This window comes from Thioalkalivibrio sulfidiphilus HL-EbGr7 (genome assembly GCF_000021985.1).
Classification (GTDB): domain Bacteria; phylum Pseudomonadota; class Gammaproteobacteria; order Ectothiorhodospirales; family Ectothiorhodospiraceae; genus Thioalkalivibrio_A; species Thioalkalivibrio_A sulfidiphilus.
In genome coordinates this window covers 1,067,217-1,087,118 of record NC_011901.1, presented here as the reverse complement: position 1 = coordinate 1,087,118, position 19,902 = coordinate 1,067,217, and the positions used below count along the sequence as shown (strand labels likewise).

The window sequence follows — 19,902 nt, the reverse complement described above, 5'->3', positions numbered from 1 at the left end:
GCTTTTTGAATCCTGTTAATCATGTAAATCCTGTCCGATCTTTTTTCTCTGCGTCTCCGCGCCTCTGCGGCGGACGTTTATGACCGATCTTCGTCGTCGTCCGGATGCTGGGCGCGATCCTCGGCCACGGCCTTGTCGATGAGCGCGGACAGGCGCGCACCTTTTTCCTGGGTGTCGTCGTACTGGAAGTGCAGATGGGGCACGGTGCGCAGACGCATGCGTCGACCCAGTTCCCGGCGCAGGAAACCGGCGGCGCGCTGCAGGCCCTCGGTGGTGTCAGCGATCTGCTGCTCACTGCCCAGCACCGTGAACCACACCTTGGCGTGGGCCAGGTCGCGGCTGACCTCGACGCCCGCGAGCGTCACCATGCCCACCCGGGGGTCCTTGAGCTCCATGCGGATCAGTTCGGCCAGCTCACGCTGGATCTGGTCACCCACCCGCTCGGTTCTGGAAAAGTCTCTGGGCATAGGACATGACCCCCTGCAGGGCGGCGGACCGCCTTACAGGGTGCGGGCCACCTCGACGCGCTGGTAGACCTCGATCTGGTCGCCCGGCTTCACGTCATTGTAGTTCTTCACCGCGATACCGCAGTCGGTACCGGCGCGCACCTCGTTGACGTCGTCCTTGAAGCGGCGCAGGGATTCCAGCTCGCCCTCGTAGATAACCACGTTGTTGCGCAGCACGCGGATCGGATTGCCGCGCTTGATGGTGCCTTCCACCACCAGGCAGCCGGCCACCGCGCCGAACTGGGAGGACTTGAACACGTCCTTCACCTGGGCGAGACCGATGATCTCCTCGCGCATCTCCGGCGACAGCAGACCGGTCAGGGCCTGGCGCACGTCGTCGATGGCCTCGTAGATCACGCTGTAGTAGCGCAGATCCACTTCCTGCTCCGCCACGGCCTTGCGGGCACCGGCATCGGCTCGCACGTTGAAGCCGATAACGATGGCCTCGGAGGCCTTGGCCAGGTTGATGTCGGACTCGGTGATACCGCCCACGCCGGCGGCAATGATCTTCACCTTCACCTCGTCGGTGGAGAGCTTCTCCAGGGCGTCGCGGATGGCCTCGGCGCTGCCCTGCACATCCGCCTTGAGCAGGATGTTGACGGTACCCACCTGGCCTTCCTGCATCTGGCTGAACAGGTTCTCCAGCTTGGCGGCCTGCTGGGTGGCCAGCTTGGACTCGCGGAACTTGCCCTGGCGGAACAGGGCCACTTCGCGGGCCTTGCGCTCGTCTTCCAGCACCAGCACGTCATCGCCGGCATTGGGGGTGCCGGACAGGCCCAGCACCTCCACGGGCATGGACGGACCGGCGGACTTCACCGGCTTGCCGTTCTCGTCGAACATGGCGCGCACCCGGCCGAACTCCTGGCCGGTAAGGATCACGTCGCCCTTGTTCAGGGTGCCGCGCTGCACCAGCACCGTGGCCACGGGGCCGCGGCCCTTGTCCAGGCGGGACTCGATCACCACGCCCGCGGCGGGGCCTTCAACGGGGGCCTTCAGCTCCATCACCTCGGCCTGCAGGTTGACGGCCTCCAGCAGGTCTTCCACGCCGGTGCCCTTGAGGGCGGAGACGTGGATGAACTGGGTGTCGCCACCCCACTCCTCGGGGATGACCTGGTGAACGGACAGTTCGTTCTTGACCCGGTCCGGATCGGCCTCGGGCTTGTCGATCTTGTTCACCGCCACGACCATGGGCACGCCGGCGGCCTTGGCATGCTGCACGGCCTCGATGGTCTGGGGCATCACGCCGTCATCGGCGGAGACCACCAGGATGACGATGTCGGTCACCTTGGCGCCGCGGGCACGCATGGCGGTAAAGGCCGCGTGGCCCGGGGTGTCCAGGAAGGTGATGCCGCCCCGGTTGGTCTGCACGTGGTAGGCACCGATGTGCTGGGTGATGCCGCCGGCCTCGCCGGAGGCCACCCGCGAGGAGCGGATGTAGTCCAGCAGCGAGGTCTTGCCATGGTCCACGTGACCCATGATGGTGACCACCGGCGGACGGGGCTTGAGCTCGCCCACCGGCTCGGCAGTGGCCACGGCCAGTTCCTCGTCCAGGTCCTCCACCTGCATGGGCACAGCCACGTGGCCCAGTTCCTCCACCACCAGGGTGGCGGTATCCCGGTCGATGGCCTGGTTGATGGTGGCCATGACGCCCATGCCCATCAGGGACTTGATCAGTTCCGGGGCCTTGATGGCGAGCTTCTGCGCCAGTTCGCCCACGGTGAGGGTTTCAGGCAGGGCCACCTCGCGCACCACCGGTGCGGTGGGGCGCTCGAAACCATGCTTGCTTGCCACGGCGGCCGCGGCGACGCGCGTGGCGCCCTTGCCCTTGCCCTTGCGCCGGCCACGCTTGTCGCTGGCCACGTGCAGTTCCTCGCGACGACCGCCCTTCTCGTCCTCGCGCTCCTTGGGACCGCGACGGCGGCGGGCGGGACGGGCGGCATCGGAGGGCGGCGGGGCGACAGCGGCCTCCACGGCCTCGGCGACGGTCTCGGGTTCGGCGGCCCGGGCGGCCTCTTCGGCCTCGCGGCGGGCGGCCTCCTCGGCCTCCAGGCGGGCAGCCTCCTCGGCGGCCTTGCGTTCCTGCTCGGCCTTGCGGGCGGCCTCGGCGGCCTTGCGCTCCTCATCGGCCCTGCGTGAGGCGTCCATGGCGGCCTTGCGTTCTTCTTCCACCTGCTTGGCGATCTGCGCGGCCTTGCTCTCCAGCACCGGGGCCGGGGCGGCCTCCTCAACGGGAGCGGCGACCTCGGCCTCGTCGCGCTTGACGTAGGTGCGGCGCTTGCGCACCTCAACGCTCACGGTCTTGGCGCGACCCTGTGAGCCGGTGACCCGCAACTCCGTGGTGCTCTTGCGCCGCAGGGTGATCTTCTTGCCCTCGCCGGCGGCCGACGACTTGCCGTGGCTCTTGCGCAGGTGCTCCAGGAGCTTGAGTTTCTGTTCCTCGGTGACAGTCTGATCCGCATCGGAGACGCTCACACCCGCCTCGCCGAGCTGCTCGATCAGCCGCTCAACCGGGGTGCCCACCACCTCGGACAACTGTTTAACCGTTACATCGGTCATAAACCATCACCTCCGCTAACTTGCTGTCTCGGCCCCGTTCAGGCCCCTCATCGCGCTCCGCACCATCCCTTCCGGTATGACCGTCGCGACCCGGGCCCGTCCTGGCGCCGTATCGATCTTGCCTTGCGCCCCTGCGGGCGCCTGCGTCGGCGACGCCGCTGCGGGCGTCATGACGCGCTGAATTACTTGGCCTCGCCCGCATCCTCCGCGAACCAGGGCGCCCGGGCGGTCATGATCAGCTCGCCGGCCTTCTCGGCGTCCAGACCGGAGATCTCCACCAGGTCGTCCACGGCCTGCTCGGCCAGATCTTCCATGGTGCAGATGCCCTTGGCAGCCAGCTTGAAGGCCAGATCCCGGTCCATGCCCTCCATGTTGAGCAGGTCCTCGGCGGGCTCACCGCCACCCTGTTCCTCCGTAGCGATGGCCTTGGTGAGCAGGGCGTCCCGGGCACGGGCACGCAGCTCCTCGACGATCTCCTCGTCGAACTCCTCGATCTGCATGATCTCCGAGGTGGGCACGTAGGCCACTTCCTCGATGCTGGAGAAACCTTCCTGGACCAGGATGGCGGCGACCTCCTCGTCCACGTCCAGGTTCTCCATGAACATGCGCTGCAGCTCGGCGGCCTCGGCCTCGCTCTTCTCGGCGGCCTGGGCCTCGTTCATCACGTTCAGTTCCCAACCGGTGAGCTGGGAGGCCAGGCGGATGTTCTGCCCGCCCCGCCCGATGGCCTGGGAGAGCTTCTCCTCGGCCACGGCGATGTCCATGCTGTGGCGGTCCTCGTCCATGACGATGGACAGCACCTCGGCGGGCGACATGGCATTGATCACGAACTGGGCCGGGTTATCGTCCCAGAGAATGATGTCGACGCGCTCGCCGGCCAGCTCGTTGGACACCGACTGCACCCGGGAACCGCGCATGCCCACGCAGGCGCCCACGGGATCCAGGCGCGAATCATTGGAACGCACCGCGATCTTGGCGCGAAGACCCGGGTCACGGGCGGCGCCCATGATGTCGATCAGGCCCTGGCCCACCTCGGGCACTTCCAGCTTGAACATCTCGATGAGGAATTCCGGCGCCGTGCGGCTGACGAACAGCTGCGGGCCGCGGGGCTCGGAACGCACCTCCTTGAGGTAACCGCGCAGGCGATCGTTGGGGCGCACCGTCTCCCGGGGGATCATCTCCTCGCGGGGGATGAAGGCCTCGGCATTGCCGCCCAGGTCCAGGAACACGCCGCTGCGCTCGGTGCGCTTGACCACGCCCATCACCAGCTCGCCGACCCGGTGTCTGAACTCTTCGACCACCTTGGCACGCTCGGCCTCGCGCACCTTCTGCACGATCACCTGCTTGGCGGTCTGGGCGGCGATGCGTCCGAAGTCCACGGATTCCATGGGCTCCTCGATGTACTCGCCCACCTGGATGTCGGGATGGGTCTGGTGCGCGTAGGACAGCAGCTTCTGGCGCTCCGGGCTCTCGAATTCCGGGTCCTCGTCGTCCACCACCAGCCAGCGGCGGAAGGTCTCGTAGTCGCCGGTCTCCCGGTGGATGCTGACGCGCACGTCGATCTCGCCGCCGTGCTTCTTGCGCGTGGCGGAGCCGAGCGCGGCCTCGATGGCCTCAAAGATCACTTCCTTCTCGACGCCCTTCTCGTTGGAAACGGCGTCCACCACCATCAGGATCTCTTTGTTCATAACTGCATCTCCAGTAAACCGAACGACCCCCGGGGGCTGGCAGGCCGTTCCGGCGACTCAATCCTCGATCTCCACCCGGCGCATAACCGCACCGGACGTCAAATAAGCTGTCTGCGCCCTATTCCTCGACCTGGGTCGCCGGCGGCAGGGTGCCCTTGAGCCGACCCCGGGCAATGGCCTCCAGGGGCAGCCGCACCTCGCGGCCGTCCACGTCCAGGGTCACCGAGTCCTCATCCGCCGAGACGATCGCACCGGCGAAGTTGCGCTGACCGTCAATGGGCCACTGGGTACGCACCCGCACCTGCTCGCCCACGTAGCGAGCGTACTGGCCGGCCTCGAACAGGGGCCGATCCACGCCGGGGGAGGACACCTCCAGGGTATAGGGCACCTGGATGGGGTCTTCCACATCCATCAGGGCGCTCACCTGGCGGCTCACCTCGGTGCAGTCGTCCAGGGTGATGCCCTGTTCGCTGTCGATGAACAGACGCAGCAGGGCGCTGTGCTTGGCGACACGAAACTCCATGCCCCAGAGCTGGTAGCCCATGCGGGTCACCAGGGGCTCCAGCAGGGCCTTGAGCTGCAAGGAATCCGAATCCGCCACCGTTCACCACCCACAAAAAAAGGGCACGCGGCCCTTGTCGAAATACCCAGGCATTGATCGGATTCCCGGCGACCGCCTGCCGGGACCCGGTAACAAAAAGGCCCCTGATGGGGCCTTTTCTAAGTCCTTGGTAGCGGGGGCAGGATTTGAACCTGCGACCTTCGGGTTATGAGCCCGACGAGCTGCCAGACTGCTCCACCCCGCATCAGAGGTTGCATACTATAGTCACTTGCGCTTCGGATTTCAAGTGCAACTTCGGGAGCGGGGCACGCCCCCGAAACAGGCCCGTAGGGTCGGGCTTCAGCCCGACGATGCTGCCTCCCTGAGGGCTGGCTGTCGGGCTGAAGCCCGACCCGCGGGGTGACAGTGCCTCAGCGCCGCTGCAGCAGCTTGCGCAGGTCGTAGCGGTAGATGAAGCCCGGCAGCGCGAACACCGTGAACAGGGACAGGGTGATGGCGTAGAACTCCCAGTCCTGGGGGTGGTTGCTGCCGGTGACCTGGCGTTCGAAGGCCAGGGCGATCAGACCCACCACCAGATACAGCACGAACCACTCCAGCAGGCGCATGGCCGGCCCCTTCTCGCCCTGCTTCGGCTCGATGACGAAGAAGATCCGCTCGCTGAGCCAGGGCAGGTTGGCCACCACGAAGGCCAGCCCGAAGAACACCCAGACCAGCCAGGTTGCGCTCATACCCATGATTCAGATTCCCCCTACCAACTGATGGCTCCGGTAGCTAGAGACATCAGCAGGCCGGGAAAGATCCCCAGTACGATGACCAGCAGACCGTTGATGCTCAGCACCACGTTCATATCCAGGGCCTTCGGCAGCGGGGATTCGTCCTCGGGCTTGTCGAAGTACATGATCTTCACCGCCCGCAGGTAGTAGAAGGCGCCGACGATGGAGAAGATCACCGCGAAGATGGCCAGCCAGATCATCTCCACCTGCACTACCGCCTGCAGCACGGCGAGCTTGGCGTAAAAGCCCACGGTGGGCGGCACGCCGGCCATGGAGAACATGATCAGCAGCATGATGAAGGCGAACCAGGGGCTGCGCTCGTTCAGTCCCCGGAAGTCGTCCAGGTTCTCCGCCTCGAAGCCCCGGCGGGACAGCAGGATGATCATGCCGAAGCCGCCGGCGGCCACGATGGCGTACACCAGGGTGTAGAACAGCGCCGCGGCGTAGCCCTCGTGGGTCCCGGCCAGGATGCCCATGAGGATGAAGCCCACGTGGGAGATCGTCGAGTAGGCCAGCATGCGCTTGATGTTGGTCTGGGCGATGGCCACCACGTTGCCCACCGCCAGGGAGAGCACCGCCAGGATGGTGAGCATGCCCTGCCAGTCGTGGTGCAGGGGGCCCAGGCCGTCCACCAGCAGGCGCATGATGATGGCCAGGCCCGCCAGCTTGGGGGCGGTGCCGATGAACAGGGTCACCGAGGTGGGCGCGCCGTGATAGACGTCGGGCACCCACATGTGGAACGGCACGGCGCCCAGCTTGAAGGCCAGGCCCACGATCACGAAGGACAGGGCAAACACCAGGGGCACGTTCAGGCCGGCGCCGGAGGTGATCAGGTAATCGCTCACCTCCTTGATGTCCAGGCTGCCGGTGATGCCGTAGAGGATGGACATGCCGTAGAGCAGCATGCCCGAGGCGATGGCGCCCAGGATGAAGTACTTCATGGCCGCCTCGGAGGCCCGGGCGGAATCCCGGTTGAAGGCCACCATGGCGTACAGGGACAGGGACAGCAGCTCCAGGCCCAGGTACAGGGTCAGGAAGCTGTAGGAGGAGATCATGATCATCATGCCCAGCACGCCGAACAGGCCGAGCACGTAGTACTCCCCCTTGTAGATGTCCCGGTCCTGCAGGTAGGGACGGGAATACAGGAACACCACCGCGGTGATGAGATACACCGCCACCTTGAGCAGGTCCGAGAGCCCGTCGGCGATGAAGGTGTCGTTGAAGGTGAAGCGGGTCTCGGGGCTCGCCAGGGCGATGGTCAGGATTGCCGCGCCGATCAGGGTGAACTGGGACAGCCCGTAGGTGATGTCCCGGCGCGACTGGGGCACGAACAGGTCGATCACGAGAATGGCGCAGGCCATCCCGAGCACGAACAGCTCGGGGATCACGGGCATGAAGTCTGGGATCTCGAAGGTCATGTCGTTATCCGGGTCAGAGCTTGGATACAGCGATGTGCTGGATCAGGTTGTCCACCGTGGCATGCATCACCTCCAGCAGCGGCGCGGGCCACACACCCAGCAGCAGCACCACGAAGGCGAGGATGCCCAGCACCAGGAACTCGCGGCGGTTGAGATCCTGGAGCTTGGCCACGTTGTCATTGGCGATCTCGCCGAACACCACCCGCTTAACCAGCCACAGGGTGTATCCGGCGGCCAGGATCAGGGTGGTGGCGGCCAGGAAGGCGATCCAGAAGTTGGCCTTGAAGCTGGCCAGGATCACCATGAACTCACCCACGAAGCCGGAGGTGCCCGGCAGGCCGGTGTTGGCCATGGCGAACAGCACGAAGAAGGCGGAGAACCAGGGCATGGTGTTCACGACGCCGCCGTAGTCGGCGATCTGGCGGCTGTGCAGGCGGTCGTAGAGCACGCCCACGCACAGGAACATGGCCGCGGAGATGAAGCCGTGGGAGATCATCTGCACCATGGCGCCCTCGATGCCCAGTGCCGCGCCCTGCCAGTTGCCGGTGTTGTTGTAGATCATGAACACGATGAAGATGCCGAGCGTCACGAAGCCCATGTGGGCGATGGACGAATAGGCGATGAGCTTCTTCATGTCCTGCTGCACCAGGGCCACGAAGCCGATGTAGACCACGGCGATGAGCGACATGGTGATCAGCAGCCAGTCCAGGGCCATGGAGGCGTCCGGCGTAATGGGCAGGCTGAAGCGCAGGAAGCCGTAGCCGCCGATCTTGAGCATGATGGCCGCCAGCACCACCGAGCCGCCGGTGGGCGCCTCCACGTGGGCGTCCGGCAACCAGGTGTGCACCGGCCACATGGGGATCTTCACCGCGAAGGCCGCCAGGAAGGCGAGGAAGATCAGCACCTGGGCGGTCATGCCCAGCTGCAGCTGGTGGAAGTCCAGGATCGCGAAGCTGCCGGAGCGGGTGTACATGTAGATCAGCGCGACCAGCATGAACACCGAGCCCAGGAAGGTGTAGAGGAAGAACTTGAGGGTGGCGTAGACCCGGTTCGGCCCGCCCCACAGGCCGATCACCAGGAACATGGGGATCAGCATGCCCTCGAAGAACACGTAGAACAGCACCGAGTCCAGGGCCGCGAACACGCCGTTCATGAAACCTTCCATGATCAGGAAGGCGGCCATGTACTGGGACACCCGCTTCTGGATCACCTCCCAGGCGGCGATCACCACCAGCACCGTGGTGAAGGTGGTGAGCAGGATCAGCGGCATGGAGATGCCGTCCACGCCCAGGTGGTAGTTGACGTTGAAGGTGCTGATCCAGGGCAGCAGCTCCACGAACTGCATCTCGTGGGTGCCCCGGTCGAAGTGCACGAACAGCGGGATGCTGATCAGGAAGGTCAGCACCGAGAAGAACAGCGACAGACGGCGCGCGCCGTCGGGCATCTTGTCCCCCGCCATCAGCACCAGGATGCCGCCGATGATCGGCGTCCAGATCACCAGACTCAGAAGTGGCCAGTCAGCAAACATTGATCAGTCCCAAAATGTTCCGCGATTCGATCCTGCTGGATCGTCTTGTCGTTATGTTCCGCGCTCAGAACGCGAACACCGTGATCAGCACCAGCAGGCCGATGATCATGGCGAAGGCGTAGTGATACAGGTATCCGGTCTGGCTGAAGCGGGCATATCTGGAGATGAAGCCCACCGCCCGGGCGCTGCCGTTGACCAGCAGGCCGTCGATGAACATCCGGTCGCCGAAGCGCCACAGGGCGCGGCCCAGGCCGACGCTGCCGCCGGCGAACACGAAGGCGTTGAACTCATCGAAGCCGTACTTGCGGTCCAGCACCTTGTACAGCCACTCGAAGCGCGCCTTGGCGGCGGCGGCGATGGAGGGCTTGCGCATGTAGATGTACCAGGCGCTGGCCAGACCGGCCATGGCCAGCCAGAAGGGCGGCATCATCATGCCGTGGACGATGAAGCCCATCACCCCGGTGTAGCCCTCGCCCAGGCGGGCCAGCACGTCGTTGGCCTCGGCCACGAAGATGGCATCGCCGAAGAAGTCGCCGAACAGCATCGGGCCCACCACGTAACCGGCCAGTACAGAAGGGATGGCCAGCAGGATCAGGGGCACGGTCACCACCCAGGGTGACTCCTTCGGCTCCACCGGACCGTGGTGGCCATGGCCGTGGTCATCGCCGTGGTCGTCGCCATGTTCATCGCCGTGATGCGCGTCATGATGGGCGTGGTGCTCCAGGTTACGGAAGCGCTCCTCGCCGTGGAACACCAGGAAGAACATGCGGAAGGAGTAGAAGGCCGTCACGAACACGCCGGCCAGCACCAGCACGTAGGCGAAGGTCGCCCCCGGCGTGGTGGACAGGGAAACCGCCTCGATGATGCCGTCCTTGGAGAAGAAGCCGGCGAAGCCCGGGAAACCGATCAGGGCCAGCGAGCCGATCAGGGCCGTGATGTAGGTGATGGGCATGTACTTGCGCAGGCCGCCCATGCGGCGCATGTCCTGCTCGTGGTGCATGGCGATGATCACCGAACCCGCGGCCAGGAACAGCAGGGCCTTGAAGAAGGCATGGGTCATCAGGTGGAACACACCCGCGGCGTAGGCCGAGGCACCCAGGGCCACGGTCATGTAGCCCAGCTGGGACAGGGTCGAGTAGGCCACCACCCGCTTGATGTCGTTCTGCACGATACCGATCAGGCCCATGAAGAAGGCGGTCAGCGCGCCAATCACCAGCACGAAGGACAGGGCCGCCGTGGACAGCTCGAACAGGGGCGACATGCGCGCCACCATGAAGATGCCGGCGGTCACCATGGTGGCCGCGTGGATCAGGGCGGAGATGGGGGTCGGGCCTTCCATGGAGTCCGGCAGCCACACGTGCAGGGGGACCTGGGCGGACTTGCCCATGGCGCCGATGAACAACAGGATGCAGGCCACCGTCAGCAGGGACCACTCGGTGCCCGGGATGATGCTGATGGTGGCCTGGGACATGCCCTCGGCCTCGGCGAACACCTCCCAGTAATCCAGGCTGCCGGCGTAGAACAGCAGCGCGCCGATGCCCAGGATGAAGCCGAAGTCGCCCACGCGGTTGACGATGAAGGCCTTCATGTTGGCGTAGATGGCCGTGGGGCGCTTGTACCAGAAGCCGATCAGCAGGTAGGAGACCAGGCCCACGGCCTCCCAGCCGAAGAACAGCTGCATGAAGTTGTTCGCCATCACCAGCATCAGCATGGAGAAGGTGAACAGGGAGATGTAGGCGAAGAAGCGCTGGTAGCCCGGGTCGTCCTGCATGTAGCCGATGGTGTAGATGTGCACCATCAGGGACACGAAGGTCACCACCAGCATCATCATGGCGGTGAGGTTGTCCACCAGGAAGCCCACCTCGAAGCGGATGCCGTCGCTCACCATCCAGGTGTAGACGGTGGCGTTGTAGACCTCCGCACCGTCGAACACGTGGGCCTTGAACACCCACACCGACAGCAGGAAGGACACGGCCACGCCCAGGATGGTGACCGTGTGGGCCCCTACCCGGCCGATCTGGCGGCCGAACAGGCCGGCCACGATGGCGCCGAACAGGGGGGCGAGGACGATGGCGAGATAGATGTTCTCCATGACCTTATCCCTTCATCTCGTCCAGATCCTGGACGTTGATGGTCTGGCGGTTGCGGAACAGCAGGGTCAGGATGGCCAGGCCGATGGCGGCCTCGGCGGCGGCGACGGTGAGGATGAAAAACACGAACACCTGGCCTGCCAGATCCCCGGAGAAATGGGAGAAGGCGACGAAGTTCATGTTCACCGCCAGCAGCATCAGCTCGATGGACATGAGCAGAATGATGACGTTCTTCCGGTTGAGGAAGATCCCGGCGATGCTCAGGGAGAACAGGATCGCCCCGAGGACCAGATAATGTGACAAAGAAATCATGATGGGTCCCGTTTGTTAGCCCGGGCAGACCGTCGACCGGCCCGCCTCTTCATGTCTGTTCGTGATTCCGTCTTCCCGGATCAGGACTTGTCTTCCGACTTCATGTCCACCATGCGCACCCGGCCCTTGCGGGTGATGCGCACCTGCTGTGCCGGATCGATGGCCTTGGTACCCGGCCGGCGGCGCATGGTCAGCGCGATGGCCGCGACGATGGCCACCAGCAGGATCACCGCGGCGATCTCGAAGGGGTAGACGTATTCGGTGTACAGGATCTGGCCCAGGGCCTCGGTGTTGTTGTAATCGGCGCCGGCCCGCTCCGGGGCCTCCATGTGGAAGTGGCGCACGATCACCAGGGTCATGACGCTCACCATGGCCACCGCCACCACGATGCCCACCGGCAGGAAGCGGATGAAGCCCTCGCGCATGCGCGCCAGGTTGATGTCCAGCATCATCACCACGAACAGGAACAGCACCATCACCGCGCCCACGTAGACCAGCACCAGCACGATGCCCAGGAACTCCGCCTCCAGCATGATCCACAGGGCGGCGCTGGTGAAGAAGGTGAGCACCAGGAACAGGGCCGCGTGCACCGGGTTGCGCACGGTGATCATGGCCACCGCCGCGCCCACCAGGATCACGGAGAAGAAGTAGAACAGGAAGGCTTCAAAGTTCATGGTCGGAATCGTCCTCGAAACTTATCGGTACGGCGCGTCGGCGGCGCGGGCGGCCGCGATCTGCTGCTCGTACCGGTCGCCGATGGCCAGCAGCTTGTCCTTGGTCATGATCTGCTCGCCCCGGTTCTCGAAGTGGTACTCGAACAGGTGGGTCTCGACGATGGAGTCCACCGGGCAGGCCTCCTCGCAGAAGCCGCAGAAGATGCACTTGAACAGGTCGATGTCATAGCGTGTGGTGCGCCGGGTGCCGTCGGCCCGCTGCTCGGATTCGATGGTGATGGCCAGCGCCGGGCACACCGCCTCGCACAGCTTGCAGGCGATGCAGCGTTCCTCGCCGTTGGGATAGCGGCGCAGGGCGTGCAGGCCGCGGAAGCGCGGCGACATGGGCGTCTTCTCTTCCGGGTACTGCACGGTGATCTTGCGGGCGAACAGATAACGCCCGGTCAGCCGCATGCCGATGAGCAGTTCCCACAGCATAAAACTCTTGAAGAAGTTGCGAATCGCAGCACTCATCATCGAACCTCTCACGCGAACCAGGGGCCGATGCCGAAGGCGACACCCACGCCCAGGACAAACAGCCACACGATGGTCACCGGGATCAGCACCTTCCAGCCCAGGCGCATGATCTGGTCATAGCGATAGCGGGGGAAGGTGGCACGGAACCACAGGAACAGGAACAGGAAGAAGGCGGTCTTGAGCAGGAACCAGTGGATGCCGCTGTCCAGGAACCAGCCGATCACGGGAATCGCAAAGGCGGACTCCGGCAGGATGCCCTGGAAGGGAGACAGCCAGCCGCCCAGGAACAGCAACGCGGTGAGCGCCGAGATCAGGATCATGTTGGCGTATTCGGCCAGGAAGAACACGGCGAAGGCCATGCCCGAATACTCCACGTGGAAACCGGCCACGATCTCCGACTCGCCTTCCGCCACGTCGAAGGGTGCGCGGTTGGTCTCGGCCACGCCGGAGATGAAGAACACCAGGAACAGGGGCAGCAGGGGCAGCAGGTACCAGTGATAGATGCTGCCGGACTGGGCGCTGACGATCTCGCCCAGGTTCAGGCTGCCGGCCACCATGATCACGCCCACCAGGGCGAAGCCCATGGCGATCTCGTAGGCCACGATCTGGGCCGCGGAACGCATGGCGCCCAGCAGGGCGTACTTGGAGTTGGACGCCCAGCCGGCAATGATCACGCCGTACACGCCGAGCGAACTCAGGGCCAGGATGTACAGCAGACCGGCGTTTATATTGGCCAGCGCCATGCCGTCGTCGAAGGGGATCACCGCCCAGGCCGCCAGCGCCGGGGCGATGGACAGCACCGGGGCGATCAGGAACAGGTAGCGGTTGGCGTTGGTGGGGACGATCACCTCTTTGGTCAGCAGCTTGACCGCGTCGGCGATGGGCTGCAGCCAGCCCTTGGGACCCACCCGGTTCGGACCCAGGCGCACCTGCATGTAGCCGATCACCTTGCGCTCGGCGTAGGTGACGTAGGCCACCGCCAGCATCAGGGGCGCGACGATCAGGGTGATCTTGGCCATGATCTGCATGACCAGCGGCAACCCTTCCCAGACATTCATGATGGTTTCCAGCATCTCGTATCCCCAGCGCCCTTAGAGCTTCTGCAGTTCCACGGGTCCGAAGGCCGCGCCCAGGGCAGCGGTCTCCGGCATCCCGGCGGGAATCCATACACAGCCCATGGCGACGCCGTCGTCGATCACCAGGTCCAGGGTGGCGGTGCGGCCGTTCTGGCGCACCAGCACCCGGTCCGTATTGAGCAGGTCCAGGGCGCGGGCCTGGGCCTCGCTGATGTAGGCACCGGCCTGGCGGCCGTCGGCGGTCTCCTGCAGCGGCCGCGCGCGGCGCACCAGGGGATCCAGGGCGTAGATGGCCACGCCACCGGCGCGCTGCAGGCCGGTGGGTACCGTGGCCGCCTCGAAGGCCGCTCCTTCCAGGGAGACGCCGGTATCGAAGGACAGGTCGGCGCCGAACAGCCCCTTGAGTTCGTCGCGCACGTTCTCGGAAGAGACGTGCTCGAAACCATTGAGCCCGGCCATGTTGCCCAGCACACGCAGCACCTTCCAGCCGGGGCGGGCCTCGCCCAGGGGCCGGGCGACACCCTGGAAGGACTGCCAGCGGCCCTCGGCATTGACGAAGGTGCCGGAGGTCTCGGCGAAGGTGGCGATGGGCAGCAGCACGTCGGCCAGGTTGCGGGTGGCCTCGGAGGCGAAGGCATTGAGCGAGACCACGAAGTTCGCCCCCTCGATGGCCTCCCGGGCACGCACGCCGTCGGCGCAGTCCAGATCCGGCTCCACGCCCAGCAGCACATAGGCCTGGCGCGGCTTGTCCAGCATGGCCTGGGCATCCAGGCCCGAGCTGACCAGCCGCTCACCGGCGGGACCGCGATGGGGCACGGCACCGGCCAGCCAGGCGCCGGCGCTGTTGGCGGCCTCGGGCAGGTAGCCCAGGGCGGCGCCGGTGTGCTCGGCCACCACGGCGGCCAGGGCGCGCAGCAGGCTGAAGCGGGGATGGGCAAAGGCCTGGCTGCCCAGCAGCACCACGGCCTGTTCGCCGGCCTTGAGCTGTTCGGCCATGGCGCGGGTGGTCTCGTCGATCTCGGCGGCGTCGATGATCTTTGCCAGGCTCGCCGGCGCCTTGGCGCCGGCGGCCTTGAGCGCGGCACCGGCCACGCCCGCCAGGACACCGACCATGCCATGGGGGTCGGTGATGCACTGGGCCGTCACCGGGAAGGCAAAGCCGTAGTCCCGGGTGTTGATGGCCATCAGGCGGGCGCCCTTGAGCCCCGCCTTGCGCAGGCGATGGGCCGCGATGGGCTGTTCCTTGCGCACGTTGGAGGCCACCAGCAGGGCGGCGTTGAGGTTCTCAAGATCCGCGACGGGCAGACCCAGGTAGGGGAACACGGGATCGGCGTCGCCATGCGCGAAATCGCCCTGGCGCAGGCGGTGATCGATGGCACTCACGCCCAGACCGCGCAGCAGCTTCTGGGCCAGGTAGAGTTCTTCCAGGCTGGCGTGGGGCGAGAGCAGTGCGCCGATCTCGCTGGCGGCGGTGCCCTTCAAGCCTTCTACGGTGCGGGCCAGGGCCGTTTCCCAGTCGGTGGCCACCCACTTGCCGTTGTCTTTCACCATGGGCGTGGTGAGGCGGTCATCGGCATACAGGCCGGTGTAGCTGAAGCGGTCCCGGTCGGAGATCCAGGTCTCGTTGACCGCCTCGTTGTCCCGGGGCACGGCGCGCATCACGCGACCCTCGCGGGTGTGCAGGAACAGGTTGGAGCCGATGCTGTCATGGGGCGCCACGGTGGCGTGCTGCACCAGTTCCCAGGGACGCGCCGTGTAGCGGGACGGCTTGGCGGTGAGCGCGCCCACCGGGCACAGGTCGATCACGTTGCCGGACATCTCGGAGCTGACCGACTTCTCGATGTAGGTGCCGATCTGCATGAACTCGCCGCGGCCGGTGGCGCCCAGTTCACGGATGCCGGCGATCTCCTCGCCGAAGCGCACGCAGCGGGTGCAGTGGATGCAGCGGGTCATCTCGGTGGCGATCAGGGGACCGATGTCCTTGTCCTTCACCACGCGCTTGGCCTCGCTGTAGCGGGACACGTCCTCGCCGTAGCCCATGGCCACGTCCTGCAGCTCGCACTCGCCGCCCTGGTCGCAGATGGGGCAGTCCAGCGGATGGTTGATGAGCAGGAACTCCATGGTGCCCTTCTGGGCGGCCAGGGCCTTGGGCGACTGGGTGAAGGCCTTCATGCCGTCCATCACCGGCGTGGCGCAGGCGGGCAGCGGCTTGGGCGCCTTCTCCACCTCCACCAGGCACATGCGGCAGTTGGCCGCCACGGACAGCTTCTTGTGGTAGCAGAAGCGCGGGATCTTGATGCCCGCTTCGTCCGCCACCTCGATCAGCATGGCGCCCTTGCGTGCCTGCAGGGGAATGCCGTTGATCTCGATGTTGACCAGGTCCTGACTCATGTTCTGTGTCTCGACTCGCTGGGGTTCAGTCCGGGCAGGCTCAGGCCGCGTTCGCGACCAGGCTGCGCCCGTGCTGAATGTAGTATTCGAATTCGTGGCGGAAGTGCTTCACGAAGCTGCGCACCGGCATGGCGGCGGCATCACCCAGGGCGCAGATGGTGCGGCCCTCGATCTTGCTGGCCACGTCGTCCAGGCGCTCCAGGTCCTCGGGCCGGCCCTTGCCTTCCACGATGCGGGTGAGCATGCGGTACAGCCAGCCGGTGCCCTCGCGACAGGGGGTGCACTGGCCGCAGGACTCGGAGAAGTAGAAGCGCGAGATGCGCTGCAACGCCCTGACCATGTCGGTGGTCTCGTCCATCACGATCACCGCGCCAGAGCCCAGCATGGAACCGGCCTTGGCGATGGAGTCGTAGTCCATGTTGGCAGTCAGCATCACGTCGCCGGGCACCACGGGCACCGAGGAACCGCCGGGGATCACCGCTTTGAGCTTGCGGCCGCCCAGCACGCCGCCGGCCATCTCCAGCAGGTCCTTGAACGGGGTACCGAGGGGGATCTCGAAGTTGCCCGGTTTGTTCACGTGACCGGAGACGGAGAACAGCTTCTCGCCGCCGGACTTGGGGATGCCGAGCGCCGCGAACCAGTCTCCACCCTCGCGGATGATGCTCGGGATGGAAGACAGGGACTCGGTGTTGTTGATGGTGGTGGGCCGGCCGTAGAGGCCGAAGTTGGCCGGGAACGGCGGCTTGAAGCGGGGCTGGCCCTTCTTGCCTTCCAGGGACTCCAGCAGCGCGGTCTCCTCGCCGCAGATATAGGCGCCGGCACCCAGCGTCGGGTAGAGGTCGAAATCCACGCCGGAGCCCAGGATGTCCTTGCCCAGGAAGCCCTGTTCGTAGGCCTCGCGCACCGCCTGGGCGAAGCGCTGGTAGGGCTCGTCCATGAACTCGCCGCGCATGTAGTTGTAACCCACCGTGGCGCCGATGGCGTAGCCGCCGATGGCCATGCCCTCCACCAGGGCGTGGGGGTTGAAGCGCAGGATGTCGCGGTCCTTGCAGGTACCCGGCTCGGATTCATCCGAGTTGCACACGATGTATTTCTGGCCCGGGGCATTGCGGGGCATGAAGCTCCACTTCAGGCCCGTGGGGAAGCCCGCGCCGCCACGGCCGCGCAGGTTGGATTTCTTCACCTCCTCGATGACGTCCTCCTGGGACATCTTCTCGGTGAGGATCTTCTTCCACGCCTGGTAACCGCCCACCTTGAGATAGCTCTCCAGGGTCCAGGGCTCGTCGAACTGAAGGGTCGTGAAGCAGATTCGGTTCATGGCTTGCTCACTCCAGACCGTCGAGGATCTCGTCCACCCGTTCGGGGGTGAGATGCTCGTAGTAGACGTGATCCACCTGCATCATGGGCGCGCCGCAGCAGGCGGCGAGGCATTCCTCTTCGCGCTTGATGTAGAACTTGCCGTCGGGGGTGCTCTCGCCGGTCTTGATGCCCAGCTTGTTCTCGATGTGCTCGACGATCCTGTCGGAGCCGCGCAACATGCAGGAGATGTTGGTGCACACGGCGATGGTGTGTCGGCCCACGGGCTTCAACTCGAACATGGAGTAGAAGCTCGCCACCTCGTAGACGGCGATGTCCGGCATGCCGATATACTCGGCCACGGCGTCCATCATCTCGGTGCTGAGATAGCCGTGCTCGTGCTGCACGGCGCGCAGGGCGCCGAGCACCGCCGACTGGCGCTGGTCTTGCGGATAGCGGCGCAGCCAGTCGTCGATCTCCTCGCGCAGGTGATCGTTGAGCAGTGCGGCCTTGTGTTCGGTCTGGATCTTGGGCATCAGCGGTCAATCTCCCCGAATACGATGTCCTGGGTGCCGATGATGGCCACCACGTCGGCCAGCATGTGGCCCGTGGCCATCTCGTTGAGGCCGGCCAGGTGGGCAAATCCGGGGGCGCGCACCTTGAGCCGGTAGGGCTTGTTGGCCCCGTCGGAGACCAGGTACACGCCGAACTCGCCCTTGGGATGTTCCACCGCGGCATAGGCCTCGCCCTCGGGCAGGCAGAAGCCCTCGGTGAACAGCTTGAAGTGGTGAATGAGGGACTCCATGTCCGCCTTCATCTCTTCGCGGCGCGGCGGGGCGATCTTGTGATCCTCCAGCATCACCGGGCCGGGGTTCTTGCGCAGCCAGTCCACGCACTGCCTGATGATGCGGTTGGACTGGCGCATCTCCTCGATGCGCACCAGGTAGCGGTCGTAGCAGTCGCCGTTCACGCCCACCGGGATCTGGAAGTCGAGCCGGTCGTAGACCTCGTAGGGCTGCTTGCGGCGCAGGTCCCACTCGATACCCGAGCCGCGCAGCATGGGGCCGGTGAAGCCCATCTGCATGGCGCGCTCGGGGCTGACCACACCCACGCCCACGGTGCGCTGCTTCCAGATGCGGTTGTCGGTGAGCAGTGTCTCGTACTCATCCACGCAGCCGGGGAAGCGCTCGGTGAAGGCCTCGATGAAATCCAGCATGGAGCCCTGGCGCACCTGGTTGAGGGCGTCCACTTCCTTCTGGCTCTTGAAGCGGGAGGCCTGGTACTGGGGCATGCTGCCCGGCAGGTCACGGGCCACGCCGCCGGGACGGTAATAGGTGGCGTGCAGGCGCGCGCCGCTCACCGCCTCGTAGCAGTCCATCAGGTCCTCACGCTCGCGGAAGGCGTACAGGAACACGGTCATGGCGCCGATGTCGAGGGCATGGGCGCCGAGCCACAGCAGGTGATTCAGGATGCGGGTAATCTCGTCGAACATCACCCGGATGTACTGGGCACGGATGGGCGCCTGGACACCCAGGAGCTTTTCCATGGCCAGCACGTAGCCGTGCTCGTTGCACATCATGGACACGTAGTCGAGACGGTCCATGTAGCCGATGCTCTGGTTGTAGGGCTTGCTCTCGGCCAGCTTCTCGGTGCCGCGATGCAGCAGGCCGATGTGCGGGTCGGCGCGCTGCACCACCTCGCCGTCCAGTTCCAGCACCAGGCGCAGCACGCCGTGGGCGGAGGGATGCTGGGGACCGAAGTTCAGCGTGTAATTGCGAATCTCAGGCATCGGCGGACTTCTCCTGGGCCGATTCATGGACATAGCGGTGATCCTGGCGGATCACCTTGGGCACCAGCACCCGGGGCTCGATGCTCACCGGCTGGTAGACGACGCGGGCCTGCTCGGGGTCGTAGCGCATTTCCACGTGGCCGACGAGCGGGAAGTCCTTGCGGAACGGGTGGCCCACGAAGCCGTAGTCGGTGAGGATGCGACGCAGGTCGGGATGACCCTCGAACATGATGCCAAACAGGTCGAATGCCTCGCGCTCGTACCAGTCGGCGGAGGTCCAGACATCGGTCACCGTGGAAACCACGGGGAACTCCTCATCTTCGCAGAACACCTTCATGCGCAGGCGCTGGTTGGCGCTGATGGACAGAAGGTGGTAGACCACGGCAAAGCGCGGACCTTCGTGGGCCTTGCGCTCGGCGACCTCGTCGAAGATGAAGCGCCCGAAGGTGGCCTTTTCCACGCCGCGGCTGAAGCCCTGGTTGGAGGATTCTTCCGTGGACCATTCGGCCACGCCGTATTCCTGGTAGTCCACGCCGCACAGGTCGATCAGCATCTCAAAGCCCAGATCGTCACGCAGCGCCTTGGCCGTGTCGGTCATGGCAGCCGCCGGAACGGTCAGGGTCAGCTCGCCGTAGGCGCTGTCCACCTTGCCGCCCGCCGCCTTGAAGCGTTCCGTAAGACGCGCAGCCAGTTTCTCGAGTCGCTCGCTCATGATCAAAGACCGGGT

General features: G+C 65.5%; 17 protein-coding genes and 1 tRNA gene. All 18 read right to left on the bottom strand.

Annotation, left to right across the window (positions count from 1 at the left end; genetic code table 11):
- Window positions 1-77: 77 nt before the first annotated feature.
- The 18 genes from rbfA to TGR7_RS04935 all read right to left on the bottom strand — a co-directional run bounded on the left by rbfA (window position 78) and on the right by TGR7_RS04935 (window position 19,887).
- Window positions 78-467 carry a 30S ribosome-binding factor RbfA gene (gene rbfA, locus TGR7_RS05020; RefSeq protein WP_012637576.1) on the bottom strand — a complete coding sequence of 130 codons (390 nt, stop codon included), beginning with the start codon at window positions 465-467 and terminating at the stop codon, window positions 78-80.
- A 33-nt stretch (window positions 468-500) separates the two neighbouring features.
- On the bottom strand, window positions 501-3,062 hold the full coding sequence (infB, locus tag TGR7_RS05015) for a translation initiation factor IF-2 (RefSeq protein ID WP_012637575.1): 2,562 nt from the start codon (window positions 3,060-3,062) through the stop codon (window positions 501-503).
- 182 nt (window positions 3,063-3,244) lie between these two features.
- The gene (gene nusA / locus TGR7_RS05010) at window positions 3,245-4,750 is read right to left on the bottom strand and encodes a transcription termination factor NusA (protein WP_012637574.1); all 1,506 of its coding nucleotides are present in this window, start codon (window positions 4,748-4,750) and stop codon (window positions 3,245-3,247) included.
- A gap of 118 nt (window positions 4,751-4,868) precedes the next feature.
- Complete coding sequence (gene rimP / locus TGR7_RS05005) at window positions 4,869-5,333, bottom strand: ribosome maturation factor RimP (RefSeq protein WP_012637573.1); 465 nt, start codon at window positions 5,331-5,333, stop codon at window positions 4,869-4,871.
- A 146-nt stretch (window positions 5,334-5,479) separates the two neighbouring features.
- Window positions 5,480-5,556: transfer RNA gene (locus tag TGR7_RS05000), tRNA-Met, on the bottom strand.
- A gap of 166 nt (window positions 5,557-5,722) precedes the next feature.
- Window positions 5,723-6,040: a DUF2818 family protein gene (locus tag TGR7_RS04995; protein WP_148211468.1), complete on the bottom strand. Its 318-nt coding sequence runs from the start codon at window positions 6,038-6,040 to the stop codon at window positions 5,723-5,725.
- Window positions 6,041-6,060: 20 nt separating this feature from the next.
- A complete protein-coding gene (nuoN, locus tag TGR7_RS04990; RefSeq protein ID WP_012637571.1) occupies window positions 6,061-7,503 on the bottom strand; it encodes an NADH-quinone oxidoreductase subunit NuoN in 1,443 nt (480 codons plus the stop codon).
- A gap of 13 nt (window positions 7,504-7,516) precedes the next feature.
- Window positions 7,517-9,031 (bottom strand): NADH-quinone oxidoreductase subunit M, encoded by a 1,515-nt coding sequence (locus tag TGR7_RS04985; RefSeq protein WP_012637570.1) that lies wholly within the window; start codon window positions 9,029-9,031, stop codon window positions 7,517-7,519.
- Between the two features lie 64 nt (window positions 9,032-9,095).
- Complete coding sequence (gene nuoL, locus TGR7_RS04980) at window positions 9,096-11,123, bottom strand: NADH-quinone oxidoreductase subunit L (protein WP_012637569.1); 2,028 nt, start codon at window positions 11,121-11,123, stop codon at window positions 9,096-9,098.
- Window positions 11,124-11,127: 4 nt separating this feature from the next.
- Window positions 11,128-11,433, bottom strand: coding sequence for an NADH-quinone oxidoreductase subunit NuoK (nuoK, locus tag TGR7_RS04975; protein ID WP_012637568.1), 306 nt, complete (start codon window positions 11,431-11,433; stop codon window positions 11,128-11,130).
- An 80-nt stretch (window positions 11,434-11,513) separates the two neighbouring features.
- Window positions 11,514-12,107 carry an NADH-quinone oxidoreductase subunit J gene (locus TGR7_RS04970; protein ID WP_012637567.1) on the bottom strand — a complete coding sequence of 198 codons (594 nt, stop codon included), beginning with the start codon at window positions 12,105-12,107 and terminating at the stop codon, window positions 11,514-11,516.
- 21 nt (window positions 12,108-12,128) lie between these two features.
- Window positions 12,129-12,620, bottom strand: coding sequence for an NADH-quinone oxidoreductase subunit NuoI (nuoI, locus tag TGR7_RS04965; protein WP_012637566.1), 492 nt, complete (start codon window positions 12,618-12,620; stop codon window positions 12,129-12,131).
- A gap of 11 nt (window positions 12,621-12,631) precedes the next feature.
- Window positions 12,632-13,696: an NADH-quinone oxidoreductase subunit NuoH gene (gene nuoH, locus TGR7_RS04960; protein WP_012637565.1), complete on the bottom strand. Its 1,065-nt coding sequence runs from the start codon at window positions 13,694-13,696 to the stop codon at window positions 12,632-12,634.
- 18 nt (window positions 13,697-13,714) lie between these two features.
- Window positions 13,715-16,090, bottom strand: coding sequence for an NADH-quinone oxidoreductase subunit NuoG (nuoG, locus tag TGR7_RS04955; protein WP_012637564.1), 2,376 nt, complete (start codon window positions 16,088-16,090; stop codon window positions 13,715-13,717).
- A gap of 40 nt (window positions 16,091-16,130) precedes the next feature.
- Window positions 16,131-17,408 (bottom strand): NADH-quinone oxidoreductase subunit NuoF, encoded by a 1,278-nt coding sequence (gene nuoF / locus TGR7_RS04950; protein WP_012637563.1) that lies wholly within the window; start codon window positions 17,406-17,408, stop codon window positions 16,131-16,133.
- Window positions 17,409-17,415: 7 nt separating this feature from the next.
- On the bottom strand, window positions 17,416-17,922 hold the full coding sequence (locus TGR7_RS04945) for an NADH-quinone oxidoreductase subunit NuoE family protein (RefSeq protein WP_012637562.1): 507 nt from the start codon (window positions 17,920-17,922) through the stop codon (window positions 17,416-17,418).
- Complete coding sequence (locus TGR7_RS04940; protein ID WP_012637561.1) at window positions 17,922-19,175, bottom strand: NADH-quinone oxidoreductase subunit D; 1,254 nt, start codon at window positions 19,173-19,175, stop codon at window positions 17,922-17,924. The genes TGR7_RS04945 and TGR7_RS04940 overlap by 1 nt, the downstream gene beginning before the upstream one ends.
- Complete coding sequence (locus TGR7_RS04935; RefSeq protein WP_012637560.1) at window positions 19,168-19,887, bottom strand: NADH-quinone oxidoreductase subunit C; 720 nt, start codon at window positions 19,885-19,887, stop codon at window positions 19,168-19,170. The genes TGR7_RS04940 and TGR7_RS04935 overlap by 8 nt, the downstream gene beginning before the upstream one ends.
- Window positions 19,888-19,902 lie beyond the last annotated feature (15 nt).